This is a genomic window from Streptomyces sp. NPDC031479 (assembly GCF_055581065.1).
In genome coordinates this window covers 247,825-273,482 of sequence record NZ_JBVIKC010000003.1, presented here as the reverse complement: position 1 = coordinate 273,482, position 25,658 = coordinate 247,825, and the positions used below count along the sequence as shown (strand labels likewise).

The window sequence follows — 25,658 nt, the reverse complement described above, 5'->3', positions numbered from 1 at the left end:
CCCTCCGGTCTACGCCGCGATGCTGCGCCGCGCCCGCACCCAGCAGCGGATGACGTCGCGGACGGAGACGATGCCCACCGGGCCGCCGTCCTCCAGGACGATCAGGTGCCGGAAGCCGCCGAGCGCCATGGCCTCGGCGGCCTCTTGCACGGTGGCCTCCGGGGTGCAGAAGACGACGTTGTTCGTGGTGTGCGCGCCCACCGACTCCCGGTCGGGATCGTGACCCGCGCCGATCGAGTTGAGGATGTCGCGCTCGGTGAGGATGCCGATGCCGCTGTGGTCGGGGTCGAGGACCACGGCCGCGCCGACGCGCCGGCCGGACATCAGGCAGGCCGCCTGTCGAAGGGTGTGCGCGGGTCCGAGGGTGAGGATCACGGTGCTCATGGCGTCACGGACGAGCATGAAGGGAGCCACCTCCTGGGTGATTCCCCCGCTTGGGTGGGTGCACCCGTGGGCGCCCCTTTCGAGAATCGCTTCACAAGTGCACAAGCGGGGGAGTCTCAGATTCCCACGAGTACGGAGAGTCATCAAGAGGGCGCGCTGAGCGCACTCGCCCGCGCAGCGGGGTCAGGCCCGGGGGCGCAGGTGCGCGAGCATCTCGTCGTGCAGCAGGCCGTTGGACGCCGCGGCGTTCCCGCCGTGGACGCCCTCGACGCCGTCGAGGTCGGTGAACCGGCCGCCCGCCTCCTGGACCACGACCGCGATCGCCGCCATGTCCCACAGGTTCAGCTCGGGCTCGGCGCACAGATCGAGCGAACCCTCCGCGACCATCATGTACGGCCAGAAGTCCCCGTAACCCCGCGTGCGCCAGCAGGCGCGCGTCAGGTCCAGGAACCCGGGGAGCCGGCCCTGCTCCTCCCAGCCGCTCAGCGAGGAGTACGCGAAGGAGGCGTCGCCCAGGCCCGCGACCTTCGAGACCCCCAGGGGCGTCGGCTCGCCCAGGGCCCCGCCGGAGAAGGCCCCGGAGCCCTGCGCGGCCCACCAGCGGCGGCCCAGCGCCGGGGCCGAGACCACGCCGACGACCGGGCGGAACACCCCGTCGCCGCCCTCCGCCATGAGGGAGATCAGCGTCGCCCAGACGGGGACCCCGCGGACGTAGTTCTTCGTACCGTCGATCGGGTCCACGACCCAGCGGCGCGGGCCTTCGCCCCGGAGCCCGTACTCCTCGCCCAGGATCGCGTCGGCGGGCCGGGCCGCGAGGATCCCCGCCCGGACGACCTCCTCGGCGGCCTTGTCGGCCTCGCTGACCGGGGTCATGTCCGGCTTCGTCTCGACCTGGAGGTCGAGGGCGCGGAACCGCCGCATCGTGACGGCGTCCGCCGCGTCGGCGAGTTCGAGGGCAAGGCGCAGATCATCGGCATACGTGGACATGCCCGAACAGTATCGACACCGGGGCGGCCCAGCGAACGAGGTCCACAGTGCGGCCGGGAGGCGCCCTTGACAGGATCTGTCGACCCGTCAACTCTGACGGGGGAGCCCAGCGGGAAACCGACAGCGGGAGACCGACAGCGGGGGAGGCGACGATGCCGGCGGGCCGGGAGTCCTTGCTGCGAGCGGCCGGAGCGGCGCTGTCCGCGCGCCCCTGGCCGGCCGTGCGGATGGTGGAGGTCGCCGCCGCCGCCGGGGTCTCGCGGCAGACCCTCTACAACGAGTTCGGCGGCAAGGACGGCCTGGGGCGCGCCCTGGTGCGCCGGGCGGCCGAGGAGTACCTCGACGGGGTCGACCGGGCGCTGGCCCCCGGACCCTCCTCCGTACCGGACACGGGCACGGACGCCGCCGGCCGGCTCGCCGCCGTCGCGGAGTGGACCGTGCGCGCCGCCCGCACCCGGCCCCTCGTACGGGCCCTGCTCACCGGCGGCTGGGAGCCGGCGCTGCCCGCGCCGCCCCCGCCCGGCACCCGGCAGGCCCTCGCGCCGGGCGAACTGGCCCGGACGGTACGGGACCGGGCCGCGGCCGCGCTGAGCCCGGGAGAACCGGCCTGGCGCTGCGAGCTCGCCGTCCGGCTCGCGCTGTCCTACGTGATAGCCCCCGGGGAGGACGCCATCGGTGACCGGGCCGCCGCCGAGCTGCTGGGGCTGCTCGGACTGCCGGCCGGGTCGCCTCCGGCGGCGGCCCCCCGTTCGCCGCTCAGTGCGCCGAACCGGACAGCTGGAGCCCGATGACGCCCAGGATCACCAGCGAGATCGAGACGAGTTTGAGGGTGGAGACCAGGTCGCCGAGGAAGACCATGCCGTAGATCGCGGTCCCGGCGGCCCCGATGCCCGTCCAGACCGCGTAGGCGGGGCCCACGTCCAGCTTCTTCAGCGCCAGCGTCAGCAGGCCGAAGCTGCCCAGGGCGAAGCAGGCGAAGGCGATCGTGGGCCACAGCCGGGTGAAACCGTGGGACAGCTTCAGGCAGACGGCGAAGCCGGTCTCGAGGATCCCCGCGACCACCACCAACAGCCACGCCATGTCGATTGCCTCCCCGCCTCGCGTGACGTCGCGTCACTTGGTGCGATGATGCATTTACCAGACAGGACGCCCTGCAAACCCCGCCGCCCGGTCAGTCGCCCTCGCGACGCTCCCGCGTCTGCAGCAGCCGGCGCAGCGAGTACAGCCGCGCCGGGTCCGCGTGGCCGTCCTCCACCCACTGGTCGAGCGCGCAGTCCTGCTCGTCGTGGCTGCACGCGCGCGGGCACCCCTCCGTCCCCGGCACCAGCTCCGGGAAGGCCAGGATCACCCGGGACGGGTCCACGTGGTGCAGGCCGAAGGAGCGCACGCCCGGGGTGTCGATGACCCAGCCGTCCCCGGCGGGCAGCGGCAGGGCGAGCGCCGAGGTGGTGGTGTGGCGGCCGCGGCCGGTCACCGCGTTGACGTGGCCGGTGGCCCGCTGGCGGCCCTCGGCGACCAGCGAGTTCACCAGGGTGGTCTTGCCGACGCCGGAATGGCCGACGAAGGCGGTGATCCGGCCGTTCAGGCGCTCGCGCACCCGGTCGGCGGCGCCGCCCGTGGCCAGCTCCTCGCGGTTGGTCACCACGTAGTTCAGGCCGAAGGTGGAGTAGATCTCCAGGATCTTGTCGGCGGAGGTCAGGTCGGACTTGGTGAGCACCAGCAGGGGCTCCAGCCCGGCGTCGTACGCGGCCACCAGACAGCGGTCGATCATGCGCGGCCGGGGCTCGGGGTCGGCCAGCGCCGTGACGATGGCCAGCTGGTCGGCGTTGGCGACGACCACCCGCTCGTACGGGTCGTCGTCGTCGGCGGTGCGCCGCAGGACGGACTTGCGCTCCTCGATGCGCACGATCCGCGCGAGGGTGTCCTTCTTGCCGGACAGGTCACCGACGATCCAGACCCGGTCGCCGACCACCGCCGCCTTGCGGCCCAGTTCGCGGGCCTTCATCGCGGTGATCGTGCGGTCCCCGACCAGGCAGGTCAGCCGGCCGCGGTCCACGGTCAGCACGAAGCCCTCGGAGGCGTCCTCGTGCTTGGGCCGGATGTTCGTCCGCGCCCGGTTGCCCTTGGGGTTCGGGCGCTGGCGGATGTCGTCCTCGTCGGTGTGCTTGCCGTACCTGCGCATGACGGGCCCTACGCTCCCGCTCCCGTGCCCGCGAGCATGTCTGTCCACATCTTCGGGAAGTCCGGCAGGGTCTTCGCGGTCGTCGCCACGTTCTCGATCTCCACGCCCTTGACGGCCAGGCCGATCACCGCGCCGGCCGTGGCCATCCGGTGGTCGTCGTAGGTGTGGAAGACGCCGCCGCGCAGCGGGCGCGGGCGGATGTGCAGGCCGTCGGCGGTCTCGGTGACGTCGCCGCCGAGCCCGTTGATCTCCGCGGTGAGCGCGGCCAGCCGGTCCGTCTCGTGCAGGCGCAGGTGCTGGACGCCGCGCAGCACCGACTCCGAGTCGGCCAGCGCCGCGACCGCCGCGATGCCCGGGGTCAGCTCGCCGACCTCGCTCAGGTCCACGTCGATGCCGTGGATCTTGCCGGTGCCGGTGAAGACCAGGCCCGCGTCGGTCAGCTCGCAGGAGCCGCCCATCTCGGTGAAGATCCGGCGCAGCGCGTCACCGGGCTGGGTGGTGCGGCGCGGCCAGTCCGGAACGGTCACCGTGCCGCCGGTGATCAGGGCCGCGGCCATGAACGGCTGGGCGTTGGAGAGGTCCGGCTCCACGACCATGTCGCGGCCGAGCAGCGCGCCCGGGGCGACCCGCCACACGTTCTTCTCGCCGCCGGCCTCGGGGGTGTCGACCTGGGCGCCCGCCGCGCGCAGCATCTCCACCGTCATCCGGATGTGCGGCATCGACGGCAGGGTCGCGCCGGTGTGGCGGACCTCGACGCCCTGGTTGAAGCGGGGGGCGGAGAGCAGCAGCGCCGAGACGAACTGCGAGGAGTTGGAGGCGTCGATCTCGACCGTGCCGCCCTCCAGGGCCCCGCCGCCCTGGACGGTCATCGGCAGCGCGCCGCGGCCGTCGTCGTCGATCCGGGCGCCGAGGACGCGCAGGGCGTTGATGACCTCGCCGAGGGGGCGCTCGTAGGACCGCGGGTCGCCGTCGAAGCGGATGTCGCCGGCGGCCAGGGTCGCGACGGGCGGCAGGAAGCGCATGACCGTGCCCGCGTTGCCGACGTCCAGGGTGGCCGGGCCGTGCAGGGCCGCCGGGATGATCCGCCAGGCCTCGCCGCCCACGCCGTCGCCGGAGCTGGAGCTGGAGGAGACGGTCTCCTCGATGCCGACGCCCAGCGCACGCAGCGCGTCCGACATCAGCTGGGAGTCGCGCGAACGCAGCGGGCGGCGCACCCAGCCCGGCTCGGAGGCGAGGGCGGCCAGGACGAGCGCGCGGTTGGTGACCGATTTGGACCCCGGCACGGTGACGGTGGCGTGGACGGCCCCGTCCGCGAGGGGGGCGGGCCAGAGGGCGTGGAGCGCGGGGGTCTCGGTCATGGCCACCACTTTAGTGGCTTCCCCCGGGCCCAGATCTTGATCGCGGGCCCGTCTCAGAGGCCGAGAAGCCAGCGACCGCCGCCGATCAGCGAGCACAGGGCGACGGCGTGGAAGAGCAGCAGCCAGGCGAGCGCGGGCACATGGGTGAGCCGCCCCAGCTGGTCGGCGTCCGAATCGGGGGCTCCGCCGTGCCGGCGCGTGGCCTGGAGCTCGAACACCGGCCGCACCCCGCCGAGCAGCAGGAACCACACCACCGCGTAGGCGAACACCGCCTGCACCTCGGGCGGCGCCAGCCAGGACACCAGCACGAACGCGGCGCCGGTCAGTACCACCGTCAGCAGTCCGTACGCGTTGCGGATCATCACCAGCATCGCGAGGAGCAGCGCGGTCGCCACCCACAGCAGCAGCGTGATCCGGTGCGCCGACAGCAGGGCGGCCCCGCCCAGGCCCAGCAGCGGGGGCGCCGTGTAACCGGCGGCGGCCGTCAGGATCATCCCGAGCCCGGTGGGCTTGCCGCTGCTGACGGTGACCCCGCTGGTGTCCGAGTGCAGCCGGATCCCGTCGAGCCGCCGTCCGGTCAGCCGGGCCAGCAGCCCGTGCCCGCCCTCGTGGGCGATGGTGATCGCGTTGCGCGAGAGCAGCCACACCGGCCGCGGCCCCACCGCCGCCAGGGCGGCCAGGCCCGTCAGGACCACCAGCCACCGGTCGGGCTGGGGCTGTATGCCGGTCAGCCGGTCCCAGAGACCGGCCGTCGTGGTGCTGTCCATGGAGTGGCGGACTCCTTGCGGTGGAGGGCGGGTGCCATGGCAGTGTGTCAGCCATGTGCGGAAGGTTTGCGGCGAGTCGGACGCCCCGGGAGCTGGCGGCGGTGTTCGGTGTCGAGCGGTGGGAGCCGCAGGAGACCCTGGCCCCCGACTGGAACGTGGCGCCGACGAAGGAGGTCCACGTCGTCCTCGACCGTCCCCTCAAAGACGCGCGGGACCCGCGTCCGGTTCGCCAGCTGCGGGTGCTGAAGTGGGGCCTGGTCCCCTCCTGGGCCAAGAACCCCGAGGGCGCCGCCCGGATGATCAACGCTCGGTCCGAGACCCTCCACGAGAAGCCGTCCTTCCGCCGCCCCTTCGCCCAGCGGCGCTGCATCGTCCCCGCCGACGGCTACTACGAGTGGGTCACCGCCCACGACGAGCGGCAGCTGGAGGTCGAGGGGAAGAAGAAGCGGTCCCGCAAGCAGCCGTACTTCGTCCTGCCCACCGACGGCTCCGTCTTCGCCATGGCCGGGATCTACGAGTTCTGGCGCGACGGGACCCTGCCGCCCGAGCACCCGCAGGCCTGGTGGGCCACCTGCTCGGTGATCACCGCCGAGGCCGAGACCGGGCCGCTGGGCTCGGCCCCCGCCGAGGGCCCGCGCTCGCTGTCCGACATCCACCCCCGGATGCCGCTCATGCTGACCCCGGACCGCTGGGACGCCTGGCTGGACCCCGCCCGCACCGACGAGGACGAGCTGCGCGGCCTCCTCGCCCCGCCGCCCGGCGGGCTGATGCGCGCCTACCCGGTGTCCACCGCCGTCAGCAACGTCCGCAACAACGGGCCGGAGCTGCTCGGCGAGCTGGCCGCGCCGGAGGAGGGCACCCTCTTCTGACCCCGTGACCGGCATGATCGGGGGATGACCACCGAGAGCGTCGACACCCCGGCGGGCGAGGCCCGCGTCACCTGGCACCCCGCCCGCGCCGCGCGGCTCGTCCTGGCCCTCGGCCACGGTGCCGGCGGTGGCATCGAGGCCCGGGACCTCGCGGCCCTGGCCGCCGCCCTGCCCGCGCGCGGGGTCACCGTCGCCCTGGTCGAGCAGCCCTGGCGGGTCGCGGGCAAGAAGGTCGCCGCCGCCCCCGGGACGCTCGACGCGGGCTGGCGCGCCGTGTGGCCCGTGCTGCGCCGGCCGGGCCTGCCCGTGGTGGCCGGCGGGCGCAGCGCCGGGGCCAGGGTGGCCTGCCGGACCGCCGGGGAGCTGGACGCCGCCGGGGTGCTCGCGCTGGCGTTCCCGCTGCACCCGCCGGGCCGGCCCGAGAAGTCCCGGGAGGCGGAGCTGCTGGGCGCCGGCCGGCCGGTGCTGGTGGTGCAGGGCGGCAGGGACCCCTTCGGGCGGCCCGAGGAGTTCCCGGCGCCGGCCGGAGCGGACCCGTACGAGCTGGTGGAGGTGGCCCACGCCGACCACGGCTTCGCCGTGCCGAAGAAGGCGGGCCCGACCCGGGAGGAAACCCTCGCCGTGATCACCGGTGCGGTGGGCCCGTGGCTCGACCGGCTCATCGGGTGAGGGCGGTCGCGCGCCCGACCTGACGGATTCCGCAGTGATCCCGGTCACCCCGCCCCGGCCGGACCGGAATACGGCCGAAAGCCCTTGGCGGGCCCGGGAATGCCCTGCACGGCCCGCCTGTTGTGTGGAGTGTCGGAACGTAGGGGAATTCGTCGGAGGAGAGGGAGCGCATGACCCAGGTCATCAGCCAGAACCGTCCGCAGGCCGCTGACCTGGACTGGACGGTGCTGCCTGCCCCCAAGCGCGCCTCGCTTCGGGCGGCGGAAGGCCGGGATGGTCGACTATTCTCCGATTCGAGCGGATCCGCTTTCGGAGCCGCCACGCTGTCGGAGGAGGTGGGTCCTGTCGCTGGGACCGACGAAGGCCAGGCGCAGGAGACAACGGCGGAGCGCAACGCGCGTTTCGAGCGGGACGCCCTCGGCTACCTCGACCAGATGTACTCCGCCGCGCTGCGCATGACGCGCAACCCGGCCGACGCCGAGGACCTGGTCCAGGAGACGTACGCGAAGGCGTACGCGTCCTTCCACCAGTTCCGCGAGGGCACCAATCTCAAGGCGTGGCTGTACCGCATTCTGACCAACACGTTCATCAACTCCTACCGCAAGAAGCAGCGCGAGCCGCAGCGCAGCGCGGCGGAGGAGATCGAGGACTGGCAGCTGGCGCGCGCCGAGTCGCACATGTCGACCGGTCTGCGTTCCGCGGAATCGCAGGCGCTCGACCACCTGCCCGATTCCGATGTGAAGGAAGCCCTGCAGGCCATTCCGGAAGAGTTCCGCATCGCGGTCTATCTTGCCGACGTAGAGGGCTTTGCGTACAAGGAGATCGCGGACATCATGGGTACACCCATCGGTACGGTCATGTCGCGACTGCACCGTGGCCGCCGTCAACTCCGCGGAATGCTGGAGGACTATGCCCGTGAGCGCGGGCTGGTCCCCGCGGGCGCGGGAGAGTCGAACGACCTGAAAGGCTCGGGCTCATGAGCTGCGGAGAGCCGCACGAGACGGAGTGCGCCGAGGTTCTGGACCATCTCTATGAGTTCCTGGACCACGAGATGCCCGACAGTGACTGCACGAAGTTCGAGACCCACTTCGGCGAGTGCAATCCCTGTCTCGAGAAGTACGGCCTGGAGCAGGCCGTCAAGAAGCTGGTGAAGCGCTGCTGCGGTTCGGACGACGTGCCGAGCGATCTGCGTTCCAAGGTCATGGGACGGATCGAGCTGATCCGATCGGGCCAGGCCGTGCCCGACCACGACGTGACCGCCGGTCCCGCCGCCGGCTGAGCCGGCTGAACAACCGCCCCCGGAAGTCCACTTCGTTCACTCGAAGGTGCTAATCCGGGGGCGCCCGTACGGCGCAATGCGAAAATGTGCCCTGCTTTCCCGGAGGGCCCGCCTATTCTCCCCTCTCGGTGCCGGTTCCCTTCGGCACCCGGTGCGCACGGCACAGGGGGGAGGCGAGCGCCATGCGGGCACTTCCGCCGACGGCGCGCGCGTACGTGCTGGCCGCCGTGCTCGCGGCCGCCGCGTGTGCCGCCCCCGCCCTGACGGACCCCGCGACGCCCTGGACGGCCGTCGTCCTGCTCGCCGCGCTCTCCCTGGGCTGCGAACTGGTCCGGGTGCTCGCCCCTGCGGGCCGCCGGGCGCCCGACGGCCCCGGCCCCTTCCTCCCCGTCGTGATGGCCGCCGTCTTCCTGCTGCCGCCCGCGGCCGCCGCCCTCGTGGCCGTGCCGGGCGCGCTCGCCCAGACCGTCGTCCGGCGGTCCGCCGGGGTCCGCCGGGTGTGGCACGGGGCCCAGCAGGCGATAGCCGCCCACCTGGCCGGGCGGGTCTACGGGCTCCTCGGCGGCCGGGAGCCGACGGCCGGAGCCGGGGGATCCGCCGGCGGCACGGGCCTGCCGGTCGGGACCGGTCACGGCGCCGACCCCTCCCTCTGGGTGGCCGGCTTCCCCTCCGTGATGCTCCCCGCCGCGGCCGCCGCCGTCGCCTTCTGCCTGGTGCTCACCGCCCTCGACGGCGGGATCCTGGCCGCCGCCGAACGCCGGCCGGCCGCCGACGCCTGGCACGGTCTCCTGACCAGGTCCCTCGCCCCGCACTGCGTGCACGGCCTCGCCGGACTGATGATGGCCGTGATGTGGCGCAGCCCCTACGGGATCCCGGCCGCCCTGCTCGTCCTCCTGCCCATGTCCGTCTCCTGCTGGGTCTTCGCCCAGTACCACCGCGAGCGCGCCGCCCACCGGGCCACGATCCGCGCCCTGGTGCGGGCCGTCGACATCAAGGACCGCTACACGCGCGGCCACAGCGAACGCGTCGGCCAGGCCTCCGCGATGATCGCCCGCGAGCTGGGCATGGCCGACGACCGCCTGGAGGTCGTCCGCATCGCCGGGATCCTCCACGACGTCGGCAAGCTCGGCGTACCGACCCGCCTGCTGCGCAAGGACGGGCCGCTGACCCCCGAGGAACGCCGGGTCATCGAGCTGCACCCCGAGTACGGGCACGAGATGGTCCGGGGCATCGGTTTCCTGGGGGAGGCCCGGTCCGCGATCCTGCACCACCACGAGCGGGTCGACGGCTCCGGTTACCCCTACGGGCTGAGCGGGGAGCAGATCCCGGTGCTGGCCCGGGTGGTGGCGGTGGCCGACTCCTTCGACGCGATGACCTCGACCCGCTCCTACAGCCGGGCCCGGCCGGTGGCGGTCGCCCTGACGGAACTGGAGCGCTGCGCCGGGGCCCAGTTCGACCCGGCCATGGTGCGGGCGCTGGTCACCGCCATCGGGCGGGACGGCTGGCACCCCGTGGTCACCTCCGACGACGACCTCCAGGTGATCGGTGCCGGTGCCGCCGCCGCGGGTACGGCCGCGGGTACGGCCGCCGCCGCGGGTACGGCAGCCACCGCGGTGCCGGCGCTGCCCGCGGTGCCCGCCCAGCCGCCGGGCCCCGCGGCCGACCGTCCGCGCGGCGAGGGCGAGCCGGCGCCCGGGCGGCCCGCACCGGGTGCCCGGTGAGGGCCCGGTCCGCGTGGGGCGTGCGGGCGGCCGCCGCCCTGCTCACCCTGGCGGGACTCGGCCACACCCTGTGGACCGGAGTCGCCGACCCGGGCGTCGCCCTCGCCTTCGGCATCCTGATCACCGTCGGGGAACTGGCCCGGCGCGACCACCGCGACCCCGCCGGGCACGTCCCCGGTGAGGACCGCCGGCCCGCGCCGCTGGGCTTCGCCGCAGCCCTCGCGTACGCCCTGCTCGGCCAGAACGCCGGGCACCCCACCCAGCACGGGGTCCTGCAGACCGTCGCCGTCGTCGTCGCGGCGGCCCTGGCCGGGGTGGTGCCGCACGTCGCCCGGGGGCGCGGGCCCGCCCTGGACCACGTGGCCCGCCGGGTCCTGACCGTGGGCTTCGCCGCGGCCTGCTTCCAGCCCCTCCACCACTCCGGGCGGCTGGGGCAGTGGCTCGGGCAGGGCCCGTACACGGTCCTGTTCCTGCTGCTCCTGCTCGGCCTGACCGCCCTGTGCGACGCCGTCCTCGCCGCCGCGTCGGCCCGGTCCCGCACCGGATGGCCCTACGGGCCGCTGCTGCGCGACGAGCTGCGCGCCCGGCTCGGCATCGGCGCCGCGATCTGCGCCACCGGGGTCGTCATGGCCCTCGGCGTGGCCGTGGCGGGCCTGTGGGCCCTGCCCGTCTTCAGCGTGCCGCTGCTGCTGACCCAGATGTCCTTCCACCGGATCACCGCGATCCGCACCACCTACCGCCAGACCATCACCTCCCTGGCGCGGGCCACCGAGATCGCCGGCTACACCCCACCGGGGCACTCCCGCCGGGTCGCGGCCCTCAGCTGCGCCGTCGGCCGCGAGCTGGGGCTCTCCGAGCGGGAGCTCACGGTGCTGGAGTACGCCGCCCTGATGCACGACATCGGGCAGCTCTCGCTGGTCGACCCTGTCCCCTCCGGCGCCACCGCCGGCCTGCCCGCCGACGAGGCCCGCCGGATCGCCGGGCTGGGCGGCGAGGTGGCCCGCCAGACCGGGGTGCCGCCCGAGGTCGCGGTGATCGTGGAGCGGCAGGCGGACCCGTACCGGGACCAGCCCGTCGCCGCCCGGATCGTGCGCGCGGTGAACGCGTACGACGACCTGGTGGGCGGGAACCGTCACCCGGGCGGCCCACTGGCAGCCCTGGAGCAGCTCCGGCTGGGCACCGGGCACGATTACCAGCCCGAGGTCGTGGAGTCCCTGGCGAGGGTTCTGGCCAGGGGCGGGCGGGGCGGAGTCGTCCCCGTCGCACCGGGGTAACCCATGGGTAATGAGCGGCCGTCCGAGCGGGCATGGTTGGATGCAGTAGGAGTGTCCGTGAGGGTGTCCGCAAGGCTGCACCGTTGGACCGGCAGGCGGGAATCGTGAGGATCTTCGGGAAGGTACGCCATCGGCCCTCCGCCTCGTGGCGGCAGGCCACCGACCGCGCGTTCACGCTGATCGGCGACGGTCGGTACGAGGACGCGGGCGCGCTGCTGACCAGGGCGGCGGATCTGGAGCCCTGGCTGTCCGAGTCCTGGTTCAACCTGGCCCTGCTCCACAAGTTCCGGCACGACTGGGAGCAGGCGCGGGCCGCCGGGCTGCGCGCCGTGGCCCTGCTGGACCGCGAGACCGGCGCCCCGGACTGGTGGAACGTGGGGATCGCCGCGACCGCCCTCCAGGACTGGCCGCTGGCCCGCCGGGCCTGGCAGGCCTACGGGCTGAGGGTGCCCGGCGACCCGCACAGCACCGCCGGGACGGGCGAGCCGGTCGGCATGGAACTCGGCAGCGCGGCGGTACGGCTGTCGCCCGAGGGCGAGGCCGAGGTCGTGTGGGGCCGCAGGCTCGATCCGGCCCGGATGGAGGTCCTGTCCATTCCGCTTCCCTCCTCGGGACGGCGCTGGGGCGAGGTCGTCCTGCACGACGGCGTCCCGCACGGCGAGCGGATCACCGCGGCCGGCCCCTCGTACCCGGTCTTCGACGAGATCGAGCTGTGGGCCCCCTCCCCGGTGCCGACCTGGGTGGTGCTCCTGGAGGCGGCCACCGAGGCCGACCGCGACGCCCTGGAGCAGCTGGCCTCCGACGCCGGCTTCGCCGCCGAGGACTGGTCCTCGTCCGTCCGGCTGCTGTGCCGGACCTGCTCGGAGAGCGCGATGCCCAGCGGCGAGGGCGAGGGGGACCACCTGGACCCCCACGACCACAGCGAACCGGGACATCCGGGCCCGCTCGGCCACCGCACGGCCGGTTCCGGCTCCCTGTGGGTGCCCGAGCGCGAATGCGGCATCGCGGCGCCGGCCGGCCTGGTGCGCGGACTGCTCGACGGATGGGTCGCGGACAGCCCCGACAGCCGGGAATGGCGGGATCTCGAAGAAGTCTGCTGAACCCGGGCCGTAGGCTGTACCGGCACATCGGTGACTTACGGAAGGCGTACGGCGGACATGGCGCAGCAGGAGAACCAGGTGATTCCGGTCGACGACGAGGGCTACGTCGTGGACACCGAGGACTGTGAGGCGCGCGAGGTCGCCCACCGCGAGCGCGGCACCTCCCTTCCCATCACGGTGGTCGGCAACCCGGTGCTCCACCGGGAGTGCAAGGACGTCACCGAGTTCGGCGAGGAGCTGGCGCAGCTGATCGACGACATGTTCGCCAGCCAGAAGACCGCCGAGGGCGTGGGCCTGGCCGCGAACCAGGTCGGCGTGGACGCCAAGGTCTTCGTCTACGACTGCCCGGACGACGACGGCAAGCGGCACACCGGTTACGTGGTCAACCCGAAGCTGGTGGAACTGCCGGCCGCCGGCCGCGTGCTGGACGACTCCAACGAGGGCTGCCTCTCGGTCCCGACGGCGTACGCGCCCCTGGCCCGCCCGGACTACGCCGAGGTGACCGGCCAGGACGCCCAGGGCAACCCGATCAAGATCCGCGGCACCGGCTACTTCGCGCGCTGCCTCCAGCACGAGACGGACCACCTGTACGGGTACCTGTACATCGACCGCCTCTCCAAGCGCGAGCGCAAGGACGCCCTGCGGCAGATGGAAGAGGGCACCCCGCGCTACCCGGTCGTCGCCAACGACTGATCCGCCGGTCAGCCGATCCGTCTCACGCCGCCCGCCACCCCCTGATCGCCCGCCGCGAGGCGTTCGGGGTGGCACGGGGCGGCAGCCGGGGTATCAGCCGGGGTATCAGCCGGGCCCGGCAGCCGGGCGGCCGGCGGAGCACCGTCCAGCAGGGCCCGGATGTCGGCCGGGACCGGCATCGGCGTGAACAGGCCCGCCCGCGTGCGCCCCGTGTTGCCGTGCGGCACGCGACCGGTCGTGGACCCGACGCCCGCGACCAGCAGCCGCACCACCTGCCCCGCGGCCTCGCCCCTGTCCCGGCAGCGCACGGCGAGCCGGAACATGTGCCAGTGCGCCCGGGTGTGCGGCCAGGGCCAGGACTGCGAGATGATGTGCGCCCGCTCCAGGGCGGTCCACATGGCGGCGGTGTCGGGGGAGGCGGTGCGCGCGCGGGCCAGCTCGGCCTCGAAGGCATCGCGTACGGCGGGTGACATGGGCTTGGATCTCATGGCCCCCACCCTGCCCCCGGACCGCGCGGACGGCTTGAACGGACCTGCTACCGCCAGCGGATCCGGCGGGTGAACTCCGAGGGCGCGATCCCGAACATCCGGCGGCACACCCGGCTGAAGTGTGCGCTGTCGCTGAAGCCCGCCCCGTGCGCGGCCTCCGTCAGCGTCCGCCCCCACGAGACCAGTTCGGCCGCCCGCATCAGCCGCAGCCACAGCACGTACGGCCGGAACGGCAGCCCCAGCTCCGCCTGGAACAGGTGCGACAGCCGGCTCTCGGAGAGCCCGGCCACCGCGGCCGCTTCCGCCAGCCGCACCGGACCCCGACCCGGCAGCCACGCCAGCACCCGGGCCAGCCCGGGATGCCGGGCCGCGGCGGGCAGCCGGGTCTCCAGGAGTACGGAGTCCAGCGCACACGCCGCCTCGAAGGGATCGGCCGGCAGCCCCGGCGGCAGCAGCCCCTCCCGGACCCCGGCCCGCTCCGCCAGCCGGCGCCCCGCGGCCGACGCGGGGTCGTAGTGCAGCAGCACCGCGCGCTCCGCCCCGCGCAGCACCGCGTGCCGCACCCCGGCGGGCACGACGAAGGCCCGGCAGGCGATGGTCTCGCCCGCCGGGCCTTCGAGCAGCAGCCCGTCCCGGTCCCCGTCCAGCGTCGCGATGACCTGGACGGAATGGTGCGCGTGCGCGGTGGCCGGCCCGACGGCGCCGCCGTAGACCAGCCCGCCGGGCCGGAGCCGGGCGCTCCCCGCCCAGGTGGAACTTCCCATGGGCGGGACCGTAGCGGGAGCTAGAAGTCCTCGTCCAGGTCGACCGTGCCCTCCACCGCGACCTGGTAGGCCGACGGGCGGCGCTCGAAGAAGTTCGTCAGCTCCTGGACGCCCTGGAGCTCCATGAACGAGAACGGGTTCTGCGAGCCGTACACCGCCGGGAAGCCCAGGCGCACCAGACGCTGGTCCGCGACGCACTCCAGGTACTCGCGCATCGACTCGGTGTTCATGCCCGGCAGGCCGTCACCGCACAGGTCGCGGCCGAACTGCAGCTCCGCCTCGACGGCCTCCCTCAGCATGTCGGTGACCTGCTGCTGGAGCGCGTCGTCGAAGAGCTCCGGCTCCTCCTTGCGGACCGTGTCCACGACCTCGAAGGCGAAGTTCATGTGCATGGTCTCGTCGCGGAACACCCAGTTGGTGCCGGTGGCCAGACCGTGCAGCAGGCCGCGGGAGCGGAACCAGTACACGTACGCGAAGGCGCCGTAGAAGAACAGGCCCTCGATGCACGCGGCGAAGCAGATGAGGTTCAGCAGGAAGCGACGGCGGTCGGCCTGCGTCTCCAGCCGCTCCAGCTTCTCGACCTCGTTGATCCACTTGAAGCAGAACTGCGCCTTCTCGCGGATCGACGGGATCTCCTCGACGGCGTCGAAGGCGGCCGCGCGGTCGTCCGGGTCGGGCAGGTAGGTGTCGAGCAGCGTCAGGTAGAACTGGACGTGCACGGCCTCCTCGAACAGCTGGCGCGACAGGTACAGGCGCGCCTCCGGGGAGTTGATGTGCTTGTAGAGCGTCAGCACCAGGTTGTTCGAGACGATCGAGTCACCGGTCGCGAAGAACGCGACCAGACGGCCGATCATGTGCTGCTCGGCCGGCGTCAGCTTCGCGAGGTCGGCGACGTCCGAGTGCAGGTCGACTTCCTCGACCGTCCACGTGTTCTTGATCGCGTCCCGGTAGCGCTCGTAGAAGTCCGGGTAGCGCATGGGGCGCAGGGTCAGTTCGAAGCCCGGGTCGAGCAGGTTCTTCTTCTTGTCGGTGGAGCTCATTACTGGCAGGCCTCGCAGGACTCGGGGTTTTCCAGGGAGCAGGCCAGTGCCTCGGCGTCGACGGCCTGCGGGAGGGGGGTGGCGGCCGCGGGGACGGCGCTGCCGGAGGCGGCGCGGGCGATCTTCGTCGCCGGGCGGGACCGCAGGTAGTACGTGGTCTTCAGACCCTGCTTCCAGGCGTACGCGTACATCGAGCTGAGCTTGCCGATGGTGGGCGTCTCCAGGAACAGGTTCAGCGACTGCGCCTGGTCCAGGAACGGAGTGCGGGCGGCCGCCATGTCGATCAGGCCGCGCTGCGGGATCTCCCACGCCGTGCGGTACAGCTCGCGCACCTCGGCCGGGATCCAGCCGAAGCCCTGCACGGAGCCGCTGGACTCGCGCAGCGCCTCGCGGGTCTGCGCGTCCCACACGCCGAGCTGCTTGAGCTCCTCCACCAGGTAGCCGTTGACCTGGAGGAACTCACCCGACAGGGTCTCGCGCTTGAAGAGGTTGGAGACCTGCGGCTCGATGCACTCGTAGACGCCCGCGATGGAGGCGATCGTCGCCGTCGGGGCGATGGCCAGCAGCAGGGAGTTGCGCATGCCGGTCTTCGCGATGCGGGCGCGCAGGGCGTCCCAGCGCTCCGGCCAGTTCAGCTCGACGTCGAAGTGGTCGGGGTGCAGCACGCCGCGGGCGGTGCGGGTCTGCTCCCAGGCCGGGAGGGGGCCGCTGCGCTCGGCGAGGTCGCAGGAGGCCTCGTAGGCGGCCAGCATGATGCGCTCGGAGAGCTTGGTGGACAGGGCCTTCGCCTCGGCCGAGTCGAACGGCAGCTTCAGCTTGAAGAAGACGTCCTGCAGGCCCATCGCGCCCAGGCCCACCGGCCGCCAGCGGGAGTTGGAGCGGCCCGCCTGCTCGGTCGGGTAGAAGTTGATGTCCACCACGCGGTCGAGGAAGGTCACGGCCGTGCGGACGGTCTCGTCCAGGCGCTCCCAGTCGATCTCGCCGTCCACGACGAAGGCGCCCATGTTGACCGAGCCGAGGTTGCAGACGGCGGTCTCGCCGTCGTTGGTGACCTCGATGATCTCGGTGCAGAGGTTGGAGGAGTGGACGACGGTGCCCGGCTCGGCGGTCTGGTTCGCCGTGCGGTTGGAGGCGTCCTTGAAGGTCATCCAGCCCTGGCCGGTCTGCGCGAGGGTGCGCATCATCCGGCCGTACAGGTCACGGGCGGGCATGGTCTTGCGGGCCAGGCCCGACGCCTCGGCCTTGCGGTAGGCGGCGTCGAACTCGTCGCCCCACAGGTCCACCAGCTCGGGGACGTCGGCCGGGGAGAACAGCGACCAGTCGGCGTCGGCGTTCACGCGGCGCATGAACTCGTCCGGCACCCAGTGGGCCAGGTTCAGGTTGTGGGTGCGGCGCTGGTCCTCACCGGTGTTGTCGCGGAGCTCCAGGAACTCCTCGATGTCCGCGTGCCAGGTCTCCAGGTAGACGGCGGCGGCGCCCTTGCGGCGGCCGCCCTGGTTGACGGCGGCGACGGAGGCGTCGAGGGTCTTCAGGAACGGGACGATGCCGTTGGAGTGGCCGTTGGTGCCGCGGATCAGGGAGCCGCGGGCCCGGATGCGCGAGTACGAGAGGCCGATGCCGCCGGCGTGCTTGGAGAGGCGGGCGACCTGGTGGTAGCGGTCGTAGATCGAGTCCAGCTCGTCCAGCGGGGAGTCCAGCAGGTAGCAGGAGGACATCTGCGGGTGGCGGGTGCCGGAGTTGAAGAGCGTGGGGGAGGACGGCAGGTAGTCCAGGCGGCTCATCAGCCGGTAGAGGGAGGCGACTTCCTCGACGGCCTGGACGGTGTCGTTCTCGGCGAGGCCGCAGGCCACGCGCAGCATGAAGTACTGCGGGGTCTCGATCACCTGACGGGTGATCGGGTGGCGCAGCAGGTAGCGGCTGTGCAGGGTGCGCAGGCCGAAGAAGCCGAAGCGGTCGTCCGCGCCCTCGGCGAGCGCGTGCTCGACCAGGGAGTTCAGGCGGGCCGCGTGGAGGGCGACGAACTCGGCGGTGCGGTCCGCGATCAGGCCCTCGCGGTGGCCGACGGCGACGGACTCGGCGAAGGACGCCGAACCCTGGCCCGCGGCCTCGTCGGCCACGGCCAGCGTCAGCAGGCGGGCGGCGAGGCGGGAGTACGCCGGGTCCTCGGAGATCAGGCCCGCGGCGGCCTCGGTGGCCAGCCCCCGCAGCTCGGCCTCGTCCGCGACGGCGCTGCGGCCGCGCAGGGCGGCGGCGGCGACCCGGCCCGGGTCGGTGTCGGGGAGGTCGACGGTCAGCTCGGTGAGAGTACGCAGCAGCGCGGCCCCCGGGCCTTCGGTGGTGTCGCCAGAAGTGGACTCGGCGCGCGGTGCGGAAGGCGCGATGGTCACGGCGGGAGCTCTCCCTCGCTCGGCCCGGTCATCGGCGGGGGCGCGGGCGGGCGCATGCGGGCGCACGGGAAGGCGCGACGTGCCGCATGGCGTCCACCGGCCCAACCGCGAGGCCCGGACGTGTCTCTACCCGGGTCGGTCGATCCGGGCGCGCTGCCGACAGGTCCTCGGACTTGCAGAATGCACCAATGGGTGCACGTCATACCGTTGCGGGACAGTTCCGGATTCACACCGGATTCCCCTGCGGCGACAGCGAGGATGAGCATACATGTGGGGGCGGCCCGATGCGTGACCCCCCACATGTTGTGTCGGCCCCTTGCTGAGCGTGGTGTTACAGCTCCAGCCGGTACGTGAGCAGGGTCAGCGCGGGGACCGGCGCCCAGTCCCGCTCCGGAGTGCGTACGAATCCCAGGCGGGCGTAGATCCGCTGGGCGCCGAGCATGGCGGGCTGGGTGGACAGCACCAGCGCCGACACCCCGTCCAGGGCCCGCGCGCGGTCGACGCAGGCCCGCACCAGGGCCTCCCCGACCCCCGCCCCGCGCGCCTCGGCGGCCACGGCCAGCATCCGGAACTCGGCCTCGCCGGGGCCCGCGATGTCGGCGAGGGGGCTCCCCGGTGCGGCGAACGTCACTCCTCCGAGGACCTCTTGGTCCCGCGCGGCGACGATCACCTCCCCGTCCCCGGCCCGGCCGGCGACGTCCCGCAGGACGTTCAGGTAGGTGTCGTCCTCGTTCAGGTCGAGCAGCCCGTCCCCGGTGTAGGCCTGCCCGGTGATCTCGCCCAGCCGGTCGTACTCGGCGGCCCTCGCCGTCCTGATCTCGATGTCCATGCCGTCGAGTGTGCGCCACGCGTGACGGTGCCCGGCGCTATCGTCGGAATCGGCACCGTCGAGGAAGGCGAGCGAGGCATGACCGTGATGACCGACCGGCCCCACATGCTGCCCGAGGACTTCGAGGCCGTGGCGCGCACAGCCGCCCGTGAGAGGGAGGGGACACGGCTGGAGTTCATCGACGGGGTCATCAGGAGCAAGGCCATGCCGGACGGCGACCACCAGATGATCATCCAGTGGCTGACGCGGATCTGCATGCAACACCGGCCGGAGCTCTGGTTGCACGGGGGACAGGGGATCAGGGCTCAGGAATACCGCGAAGGACGGGCCATCCCGGACGCCGTGCTGGCGCCTTCTCAGGCCTTCGTCGGCCAGGGTGACTGGGTCGATCCCGCTCCGGTCCTCATGGCCGTCGAGGTGACGTCATGGGACTCCGACACGCAGCGGCGGGACCACGTCGAGAAGCCGCGCGCGTACGCGGAGACGGGCATCCCCGTCTACCTGCTGATCGACCGGGCCAAGTGCGAGCTCTCGGTCTACAGCCAGCCGAACGGCCGCCGGTACGAGAGCGTCCACATCGTGCCGTACGGGACGGACATCGCCCTCCCCGACCCGGTCTCCCTCACCCTGCGGACGGAAGTCCTGAAGGACTGGGTGCGCTGAGTGCGCCGAAGGGCCCCGCCGGTCCGGCGGGGCCCTTCGTGCGCGCGGCAGGGGTTCAGCAGCAGCGGAAGCCCTCGCGCGGGTCCGCCTCGCGGGCGTCCGTACGGGCCCGCTCGAAGGCGCGCCGGGTCATGACCTCGGCGTCCGGGTCGTGGGAGCGGGCGTGGGCGACGTAGCGGTCGTACGCGGCCTCGCCGGAGAACTCCCGGACGTAGAACCGCGCCTTGGCCAGCGCCGCGCGGACCCCGCTCATGCCACGGGCTCCTTGACCCGGCCGCCGCCCCCGTCGAGGCCGGCCGCCGCGAGCTCGGCCTTCTCCTCGGCGGAGGCCAGCAGGCCGGCCGGGGCGACGATCTTCGACTCGGTCCACGGCACCTCGGAGAGCCGCACGGAGTCCGGGTCGGCGGCGGCCTTGAAGCAGGTCCGGGCCGCGTCGGCCAGCACGATCAGGATCAGGACGGCGAACAGCACCGACAGGACGCCGTCGACCGTGGCGTTGGTGACCACGGTGTGCATGTCGTCCATGCTCTTGGCGGGCGGCAGCACCTTCCCCGCGTCGATGCCGGTCTGGTACTTGTCGCGCTGGGCGAAGAAGCCGACCTTCACGTCGTCGGAGAAGATCTTCTGGTAGCTCGCGGTGAGGGTGACGGCCACGTCCCAGGCGAGCGGAACACCGGTGACCCAGGCCCACTTGAGCCGCCCCGACTTCACCAGCAGCGTGGTGCAGACGGCCAGGGCCACCGCGGCGAGCAGCTGGTTCGCGATCCCGAACAGCGGGAAGAGCTGGTTGATGCCGCCCAGCGGGTCCTTCACGCCGACCCACAGGAAGTAGCCCCAGCCGCCGACCACGATGGCGCTGGCCAGCCAGACGCCCGGCTTCCAGCTGACGTCCTTGAAGGACTTGTGCACGTTGCCGAGGGTGTCCTGGAGCATGAACCGCCCGACGCGGGTGCCCGCGTCGACCGTGGTCAGGATGAAGAGGGCCTCGAACATGATGGCGAAGTGGTACCAGAACGCCTTCATGCCGGATCCGCCGATGACGGAGGAGAAGATCTCCGACATCCCGAGTGCGAAGGTCGGGGCTCCACCCGTACGGGACAGCAGGCTCGCCTCCTCGACGTCCTTCGCGGCCTGCGCGAGGGCGTCCGGGGTGATGGCGAAGCCGAAGTGGGTGACGGCCTCGGAGGCGGTCTGGACGGTGGTGCCGATGACCCCGGCGGGGGAGTTGACCGCGAAGAACAGGCCGGGCTCGATGATGCACGCGGCGATCACGGCCATGATCGCGACGAAGGACTCGGTGAGCATCGCGCCGTAGCCGATGACCCGGACCTGGGTCTCCTTCTGGATCATCTTCGGGGTGGTGCCGGAGGCGACCAGCGAGTGGAAGCCGGACAGCGCCCCGCAGGCGATGGTGATGAAGACGAAGGGGAACATCGAGCCGGCGAAGACCGGGCCGTCGCCGCGCGTGGCGAAGTCGGTGACCGCGGGCATCTTCAGCGTCGGCACCGCGACGACCACGCCGACCGCCATCAGCGCGATCGTGCCCACCTTCATGAACGTGGACAGGTAGTCGCGGGGTGCGAGCAGCAGCCACACGGGCAGCACCGAGGCGATGAAGCCGTAGACGATCATCCAGATGACCAGGGTCTCCTTCTCCAGGGTGAAGAACTCCGCCCAGGAGGACTCGGCGACCCAGCCGCCCGCGACGATGGCGAGGAGCAGCAGCGCCACGCCGATGACGGAGACCTCGGTGACCCGGCCCGGCCGCAGGACGCGCAGGTAGACGCCCATGAAGAGGGCGATCGGGATGGTCATTCCGATGGAGAAGACGCCCCACGGCGAATGCGCCAGGGCGTTGACGATGACGAGCGCGAGCACGGCCAGCAGGATGATCATGATGGCGAACACGGCGAGGAGGGCGGCGGCTCCGCCGACCGGGCCGATCTCGTCCCGGGCCATCTGGCCGAGCGAACGGCCGTCGCGCCGCGTGGAGAAGAACAGCGTCACCATGTCCTGCACGCCGCCGGCGAAGATGACGCCCGCGACGATCCAGATCGTGCCGGGCAGGTAGCCCATCTGTGCGGCGAGCACCGGGCCGACCAGCGGGCCCGCGCCGGCGACGGCCGCGAAGTGGTGGCCGAAGAGCACGCGCCGGTCGGTCGGGTGGAAGTCGACACCGTTGTCGAGGCGTTCGGCCGGAGTGGCCCGGGTCTTGTCCACCCTCAGCACGCGGTTCGCGATGAACCGCGCGTAGAAGCGGTAGGCGATGGCGTACGAGCCCAGTGCGGCGGCGAGCAGCCAGGCGGCCGAGATCTCCTCACCCCGGGAGAGCGCCAGCACCCCCCAGCCGACGGCCCCTACGAGGGCCACGGCCAGCCAGGTCGCCAGGGACCGGGGAGAGAGCCTTCCCGTCGGAGGGGGCGAGCCCGGCCCGTCGCCGGGGCCCGCCGCGCCCCTCGGGTTCGGAGCCCGATCTGTCCGTGTTGCTTCCGGTTCCGCCATGATCCTCGTCCCCTCGTTGATCATCTGCCGAGCGCAGGGAATCTACGGGGACCCGACCGGTGGACGTAAGTCCCCGTCCGTATAGCGGTATGAGGTTCCACCGGAGGCCGAACAGGAGTCAACCGTCTTCTACAAGGCGGGTCGCTGAAGGCGGGCCACGAACTTGTAACGGTCGCCGCGGTACACCGATCGCACCCATTCGACCGGTTCGCCGTCGGCGTCCAGCGAATGGCGGGAGAGCATCAGCATCGGCAGGCCGACGTCGGTGCCGAGCAGTCCGGCCTCGCGGGGGGTGGCCAGCGAGGTCTCGATGGTCTCCTCGGCCTCCGCGAGCCGTACGTCGTACACCTCGGCGAGCGCGGTGTAGAGGGAGGTGTACTTGGCCAGCGAGCGGCGCAGCGCGGGGAAGCGCTTGGCCGAAAGGTGCGTGGTCTCGATGGCCATCGGCTCGCCGCTCGCCAGGCGCAGCCGCTCGATGCGCAGGACCCGGCCGCCGGTGGAGATCTTGAGGAGTCCGGCGAGGGTGTCGTCCGCGGTCACGTAGCCGATGTCCAGGAGCTGGGAGGTCGGCTCCAGCCCCTGTGCCCGCATGTCCTCCGTGTACGAGGAGAGTTGGAGCGGCTGCGAGACCTTCGGCTTCGCCACGAAGGTGCCCTTGCCCTGGATGCGCTCCAGCCGCCCCTCGACCACGAGCTCCTGCAGGGCCTGCCGGACGGTGGTCCGGGAGGTGTCGAATTCGGCCGCGAGCGTGCGCTCCGGCGGCACCGGCGTGCCGGGCGGCAGCGTCTCGGTCATGTCGAGCAAGTGCCGCTTGAGTCGGTAGTACTTGGGCACACGCGCCGTGCGAGTGGCCGCCCCGCCTTCCGGCTCCGTGGTCGCCCCTTCGGTGGCCATCGCCGCCCGCCTTCCCGACTCCAGTTTCGCTGCCGTCACCGGCTCCTCCGATATGTGCGGTCACATGGTGACACGGGAGGGAGGACAGGCCTCCTCCCTCCCCCAGGTGTCGGTCCGGTAACGGACCGAGCACCCGCTCATTAGACCCTTGACACCCCTAAAGGTCTAGGCCAAGCTCCGGTTACTGGTCTACACCAATATGGATCGGATCCCGGCCCCACGGGCAGTACTTGGTACGTACGTCACCGCGGCGGGCGAGGGAAGTTGCAGGCAGCATCCCTGAGGAGGGTGGCGTGAAGCGCAAGCTCATTGCGGCGGTCGGTGTCGTGGGCATGATGGTCGGTGTCGCGGCGTGCGGCAACGGCGGCGACGACAAGCCGAAGGCCGACGCGTCGGGTGGCGCCAAGGAGATCACCGTCTGGGTGATGGACGGCTCCGCACCGAAGGCCTGGCTCGAAGAGGTCAACAAGCAGTTCTCGGCCAAGCACCCCGGTGTGACGGTGAAGGTCGAAGAGCAGAAGTGGACCGGCATCCAGGAGAAGGTCACCACCGCCCTCTCCGAGAACACCCCGCCGGACGTCCTTGAGCTCGGCAACACCCAGACCGTCGGCTACGCGGTCACCGGCGGCCTCGCCGACCTGTCCGACGACAAGTCCAAGCTCGGCGCCGACGCCTGGTCGAAGGGCATGCTGTCCTCCGCCGAGGTCGACGGCAAGCTGTACGCCGCTCCCTGGTACGCCGCCAACCGCGTCGTCATCTACGACAAGAAGGCCTACGAGAAGGCCGGCATCACCGCCCCCAAGACCCGTGACGAGTGGGTCGCCGGTCTGGAGAAGCTGAAGGCCTCCGACCCGGCCGCGCAGCCGATCTACCTGCCCGGCCAGAGCTGGTACATCCTCGCCGGCTTCGTCTGGGACGAGGGCGGCGACCTCGCCGTCAAGGACGGCGGCAAGTGGAAGGGCCAGCTGAGCACCCCGCAGGCCGCCTCCGCGATGGACTTCTACAAGAAGCTCCAGTCCTACTCCACCGCCCCCAAGGACAAGGACGAGGCCACCCCGCAGCAGTCCACCGACATCGTCCCCAAGGGCGGCGTCTCGTCCTGGATCGGTCTCGGCTGGGAGGCCCAGGGCGCGCTGAAGGCCCTGAAGGACGCCGGCAAGGACGGCGACTTCGGCTACTTCCCGATCCCGGGCAAGACCGCCGACAAGCCGGGCTCCGTCTTCCTCGGCGGCTCGAACCTCGCCGTGGCCGAGCGCTCCAAGAACAAGGAGCTCGCCAAGGAGTGGCTCGCCCTCGCCGCCGGCAAGGAGCAGATGACCAAGTACGCCGCCGCCACCGAGGGCGCCCTGCTCCCGAACCAGGCCGCCGCCAACTTCGCCGCCGCCCCCGGCTCCTTCGCGGAGTCCATGGCCAAGGCCGCCCTCTCCGGCAAGATCACCCCGGTCACGGCCGGCTGGGCGAACGTCGAGACCGAGCCGAACCCCATCAAGGAGTTCATGACCAAGGTCCTGAAGGGCGAGGACGCCGCCAAGGCGGGCGCGGACGCGGACAAGGAAATCGCGAACCGCATCAACAAGTAGTACCGCCCCGCAGTACCGGCAGTACCCGAAGCCCGCAGCACCCGCAGCACCCAGCAGTGTGATCGCACCGGGGGGTGGGGGAGGCGCCCCGCAGCGCCTGCCGCGCCCCCGGTCGCGCATTTGACTCCACAGTCAACCGCGAGGAAGCCCAGACATGACCGTGCACTCCCAGGGAGCGGCGACCACCGCTCCACAGGACGCACCACCGAAGTCCGCCGGCCTGCCGCCGAAAGCACCCGCCGCCCCGGCCGGCCCCAGCCAACCGTCTCCTCGCGGGGGCAGAAAGCAGCTCCCCACGGGGTGGCTGCCGTACCTGCTGATCGCACCGGCGGTGCTCAGCCTCGCGGTCCTGCTCGTCTACCCGCTGATCAAGAACGTGATCCTGTCCTTCCAGGACATCAACAAGATCGAGTTCATCCAGCGCAAGTACCCCTCCGCGGGCTTCGACAACTACACCCAGCTGCTCGGCGACTCGAACTTCTGGACCGTCGTCCTGCGCAGCTTCGGCTTCACCCTCGCCAACGTCGTCCTGATCATGGCGATCGGCAGCCTCATCGGCCTCCTGCTGAACAAGCTCGGCAAGAAGATGCGCCTGGTCCTGTCGATGGCCCTGGTGATGGCCTGGGCCATGCCGATCGTCGCCTCCGTCCAGGTCTTCTACTGGCTGTTCGACGAGCAGTTCGGCGTGATGAACTGGGTGATGCGCACCGCCGGCTTCTCCGGCTACGAGCAGCACAACTGGTTCGAGACCGGCCTGTCCACCCTGACGATCGTCACCGTCCTCGTGGTCTGGGGCTCCATCCCCTTCGTCGCACTCAACATGTACGCCGCGCTGACCACCGTCGGCGCCGAACTGTACGAGGCCGCCCGCATGGACGGCGCCAACGGCTGGCAGACCTTCTGGAAGGTCGTCTTCCCGCAGCTCAAGCCCTTCTTCCTGATCACCACCTTCCTTGAGGTGATCTGGGTCTTCAAGGCCTTCACCCAGGTCTACGCGATGAACAAGGGCGGCCCCGACCGCGCGTCCGAGATCCTCCCGGTCTTCGCCTTCGTCGAGGGCCAGAGCCAGTCCCACTACGGTCTCGCCGCCGCGATCTCCGTCCTGACGATCCTGATCCTGATCGTCATCATGTCCTTCTACTTCCGCCTGATCCTGAAGCAGGAGGAGGAGCAGTGAGCACCACCACCGCCCCCAAGCCGGCCCGGACCGCCCCGTCGGCACAGCCCG

At 72.1% G+C, this 25,658-nt stretch carries 26 protein-coding genes and 1 riboswitch; of the genes, 12 read left to right on the top strand and 14 right to left on the bottom strand.

Going from position 1 to position 25,658, the window contains the following annotated elements:
* Positions 1-9: 9 nt before the first annotated feature.
* Both ACZ5D2_RS06220 and hisN read right to left on the bottom strand, forming a co-directional pair.
* Positions 10-402 (bottom strand): CBS domain-containing protein, encoded by a 393-nt coding sequence (locus ACZ5D2_RS06220; protein WP_371676747.1) that lies wholly within the window; start codon positions 400-402, stop codon positions 10-12.
* Between the two features lie 165 nt (positions 403-567).
* Positions 568-1,371: a histidinol-phosphatase gene (gene hisN, locus ACZ5D2_RS06215; protein ID WP_371676746.1), complete on the bottom strand. Its 804-nt coding sequence runs from the start codon at positions 1,369-1,371 to the stop codon at positions 568-570.
* Positions 1,372-1,523: 152 nt separating this feature from the next.
* Between hisN and ACZ5D2_RS06210 the strand changes: the two genes are divergently transcribed.
* Positions 1,524-2,162, top strand: a complete 639-nt coding sequence (locus ACZ5D2_RS06210) for a TetR/AcrR family transcriptional regulator (protein WP_371676745.1) — start codon at positions 1,524-1,526, stop codon at positions 2,160-2,162.
* Here ACZ5D2_RS06210 and ACZ5D2_RS06205 read toward each other — a convergent pair.
* The 4 genes from ACZ5D2_RS06205 to ACZ5D2_RS06190 form a co-directional block, all read right to left on the bottom strand.
* Positions 2,128-2,451, bottom strand: coding sequence for a DMT family transporter (locus ACZ5D2_RS06205; RefSeq protein ID WP_030225858.1), 324 nt, complete (start codon positions 2,449-2,451; stop codon positions 2,128-2,130). The genes ACZ5D2_RS06210 and ACZ5D2_RS06205 overlap by 35 nt on opposite strands.
* Before the next feature lie 91 nt (positions 2,452-2,542).
* Positions 2,543-3,553 (bottom strand): ribosome small subunit-dependent GTPase A, encoded by a 1,011-nt coding sequence (gene rsgA / locus ACZ5D2_RS06200; protein WP_371676744.1) that lies wholly within the window; start codon positions 3,551-3,553, stop codon positions 2,543-2,545.
* An 8-nt stretch (positions 3,554-3,561) separates the two neighbouring features.
* Positions 3,562-4,911 (bottom strand): 3-phosphoshikimate 1-carboxyvinyltransferase, encoded by a 1,350-nt coding sequence (gene aroA / locus ACZ5D2_RS06195; protein ID WP_371676743.1) that lies wholly within the window; start codon positions 4,909-4,911, stop codon positions 3,562-3,564.
* Between the two features lie 53 nt (positions 4,912-4,964).
* The gene (locus tag ACZ5D2_RS06190) at positions 4,965-5,678 is read right to left on the bottom strand and encodes a M50 family metallopeptidase (protein WP_371676742.1); all 714 of its coding nucleotides are present in this window, start codon (positions 5,676-5,678) and stop codon (positions 4,965-4,967) included.
* A gap of 53 nt (positions 5,679-5,731) precedes the next feature.
* Between ACZ5D2_RS06190 and ACZ5D2_RS06185 the strand changes: the two genes are divergently transcribed.
* The 8 genes from ACZ5D2_RS06185 (at position 5,732) to def (ending at position 13,283) form a co-directional block, all read left to right on the top strand.
* Complete coding sequence (locus ACZ5D2_RS06185; RefSeq protein WP_371676741.1) at positions 5,732-6,547, top strand: SOS response-associated peptidase; 816 nt, start codon at positions 5,732-5,734, stop codon at positions 6,545-6,547.
* A gap of 24 nt (positions 6,548-6,571) precedes the next feature.
* Positions 6,572-7,216 carry an alpha/beta hydrolase family protein gene (locus tag ACZ5D2_RS06180; protein WP_371676740.1) on the top strand — a complete coding sequence of 215 codons (645 nt, stop codon included), beginning with the start codon at positions 6,572-6,574 and terminating at the stop codon, positions 7,214-7,216.
* A gap of 335 nt (positions 7,217-7,551) precedes the next feature.
* A complete protein-coding gene (locus ACZ5D2_RS06175; RefSeq protein WP_007266438.1) occupies positions 7,552-8,196 on the top strand; it encodes a sigma-70 family RNA polymerase sigma factor in 645 nt (214 codons plus the stop codon).
* Entirely contained in the window at positions 8,193-8,495 is a 303-nt protein-coding gene (rsrA, locus tag ACZ5D2_RS06170; RefSeq protein WP_467037196.1) for a mycothiol system anti-sigma-R factor, read from the top strand. The genes ACZ5D2_RS06175 and rsrA overlap by 4 nt, the downstream gene beginning before the upstream one ends.
* A 182-nt stretch (positions 8,496-8,677) precedes the next feature.
* Positions 8,678-10,216 carry an HD-GYP domain-containing protein gene (locus ACZ5D2_RS06165; protein ID WP_371676739.1) on the top strand — a complete coding sequence of 513 codons (1,539 nt, stop codon included), beginning with the start codon at positions 8,678-8,680 and terminating at the stop codon, positions 10,214-10,216.
* Positions 10,213-11,490, top strand: coding sequence for an HD-GYP domain-containing protein (locus tag ACZ5D2_RS06160; protein ID WP_371676738.1), 1,278 nt, complete (start codon positions 10,213-10,215; stop codon positions 11,488-11,490). Before ACZ5D2_RS06165 ends, ACZ5D2_RS06160 begins: the two co-directional genes overlap by 4 nt.
* Before the next feature lie 104 nt (positions 11,491-11,594).
* Positions 11,595-12,590 (top strand): tetratricopeptide repeat protein, encoded by a 996-nt coding sequence (locus ACZ5D2_RS06155; RefSeq protein WP_030225829.1) that lies wholly within the window; start codon positions 11,595-11,597, stop codon positions 12,588-12,590.
* A 57-nt stretch (positions 12,591-12,647) separates the two neighbouring features.
* On the top strand, positions 12,648-13,283 hold the full coding sequence (gene def / locus ACZ5D2_RS06150) for a peptide deformylase (RefSeq protein ID WP_266842184.1): 636 nt from the start codon (positions 12,648-12,650) through the stop codon (positions 13,281-13,283).
* Between the two features lie 8 nt (positions 13,284-13,291).
* Here the strand turns inward: def and ACZ5D2_RS06145 are convergent, their stop codons facing one another.
* The 5 genes from ACZ5D2_RS06145 to ACZ5D2_RS06125 all read right to left on the bottom strand — a co-directional run bounded on the left by ACZ5D2_RS06145 (position 13,292) and on the right by ACZ5D2_RS06125 (position 18,791).
* Positions 13,292-13,771 carry a DUF3703 domain-containing protein gene (locus ACZ5D2_RS06145; protein WP_468927493.1) on the bottom strand — a complete coding sequence of 160 codons (480 nt, stop codon included), beginning with the start codon at positions 13,769-13,771 and terminating at the stop codon, positions 13,292-13,294.
* 47 nt (positions 13,772-13,818) lie between these two features.
* On the bottom strand, positions 13,819-14,535 hold the full coding sequence (locus ACZ5D2_RS06140; RefSeq protein WP_371676736.1) for a helix-turn-helix domain-containing protein: 717 nt from the start codon (positions 14,533-14,535) through the stop codon (positions 13,819-13,821).
* Positions 14,536-14,555: 20 nt separating this feature from the next.
* The gene (locus tag ACZ5D2_RS06135) at positions 14,556-15,575 is read right to left on the bottom strand and encodes a ribonucleotide-diphosphate reductase subunit beta (protein ID WP_371676735.1); all 1,020 of its coding nucleotides are present in this window, start codon (positions 15,573-15,575) and stop codon (positions 14,556-14,558) included.
* The gene (locus ACZ5D2_RS06130; protein WP_371676734.1) at positions 15,575-17,962 is read right to left on the bottom strand and encodes a ribonucleoside-diphosphate reductase subunit alpha; all 2,388 of its coding nucleotides are present in this window, start codon (positions 17,960-17,962) and stop codon (positions 15,575-15,577) included. The genes ACZ5D2_RS06135 and ACZ5D2_RS06130 overlap by 1 nt, the downstream gene beginning before the upstream one ends.
* Before the next feature lie 141 nt (positions 17,963-18,103).
* Positions 18,104-18,228, bottom strand: a riboswitch (cobalamin riboswitch).
* Between the two features lie 65 nt (positions 18,229-18,293).
* Positions 18,294-18,791 (bottom strand): GNAT family N-acetyltransferase, encoded by a 498-nt coding sequence (locus ACZ5D2_RS06125; RefSeq protein WP_371676733.1) that lies wholly within the window; start codon positions 18,789-18,791, stop codon positions 18,294-18,296.
* Between the two features lie 78 nt (positions 18,792-18,869).
* Between ACZ5D2_RS06125 and ACZ5D2_RS06120 the strand changes: the two genes are divergently transcribed.
* The gene (locus tag ACZ5D2_RS06120) at positions 18,870-19,454 is read left to right on the top strand and encodes a Uma2 family endonuclease (protein ID WP_468927486.1); all 585 of its coding nucleotides are present in this window, start codon (positions 18,870-18,872) and stop codon (positions 19,452-19,454) included.
* A 55-nt stretch (positions 19,455-19,509) separates the two neighbouring features.
* Here ACZ5D2_RS06120 and ACZ5D2_RS06115 read toward each other — a convergent pair whose 3' ends face one another.
* From ACZ5D2_RS06115 to ACZ5D2_RS06105, 3 genes are all read right to left on the bottom strand, one after another.
* Positions 19,510-19,707 (bottom strand): YbdD/YjiX family protein, encoded by a 198-nt coding sequence (locus tag ACZ5D2_RS06115; protein ID WP_266842195.1) that lies wholly within the window; start codon positions 19,705-19,707, stop codon positions 19,510-19,512.
* Positions 19,704-21,956 (bottom strand): carbon starvation CstA family protein, encoded by a 2,253-nt coding sequence (locus tag ACZ5D2_RS06110; protein ID WP_371676731.1) that lies wholly within the window; start codon positions 21,954-21,956, stop codon positions 19,704-19,706. The genes ACZ5D2_RS06115 and ACZ5D2_RS06110 overlap by 4 nt, the downstream gene beginning before the upstream one ends.
* A 129-nt stretch (positions 21,957-22,085) precedes the next feature.
* Entirely contained in the window at positions 22,086-22,850 is a 765-nt protein-coding gene (locus tag ACZ5D2_RS06105) for a GntR family transcriptional regulator (protein ID WP_371681164.1), read from the bottom strand.
* Positions 22,851-23,143: 293 nt separating this feature from the next.
* Here ACZ5D2_RS06105 and ACZ5D2_RS06100 point away from each other — a divergent pair, with 293 nt between their 5' ends.
* Together ACZ5D2_RS06100 and ACZ5D2_RS06095 are read left to right on the top strand one after the other, a co-directional pair.
* Positions 23,144-24,430 (top strand): extracellular solute-binding protein, encoded by a 1,287-nt coding sequence (locus ACZ5D2_RS06100; RefSeq protein ID WP_468927483.1) that lies wholly within the window; start codon positions 23,144-23,146, stop codon positions 24,428-24,430.
* A gap of 154 nt (positions 24,431-24,584) precedes the next feature.
* A complete protein-coding gene (locus tag ACZ5D2_RS06095; RefSeq protein ID WP_371676729.1) occupies positions 24,585-25,607 on the top strand; it encodes a carbohydrate ABC transporter permease in 1,023 nt (340 codons plus the stop codon).
* Positions 25,608-25,658: the final 51 nt, after the last annotated feature.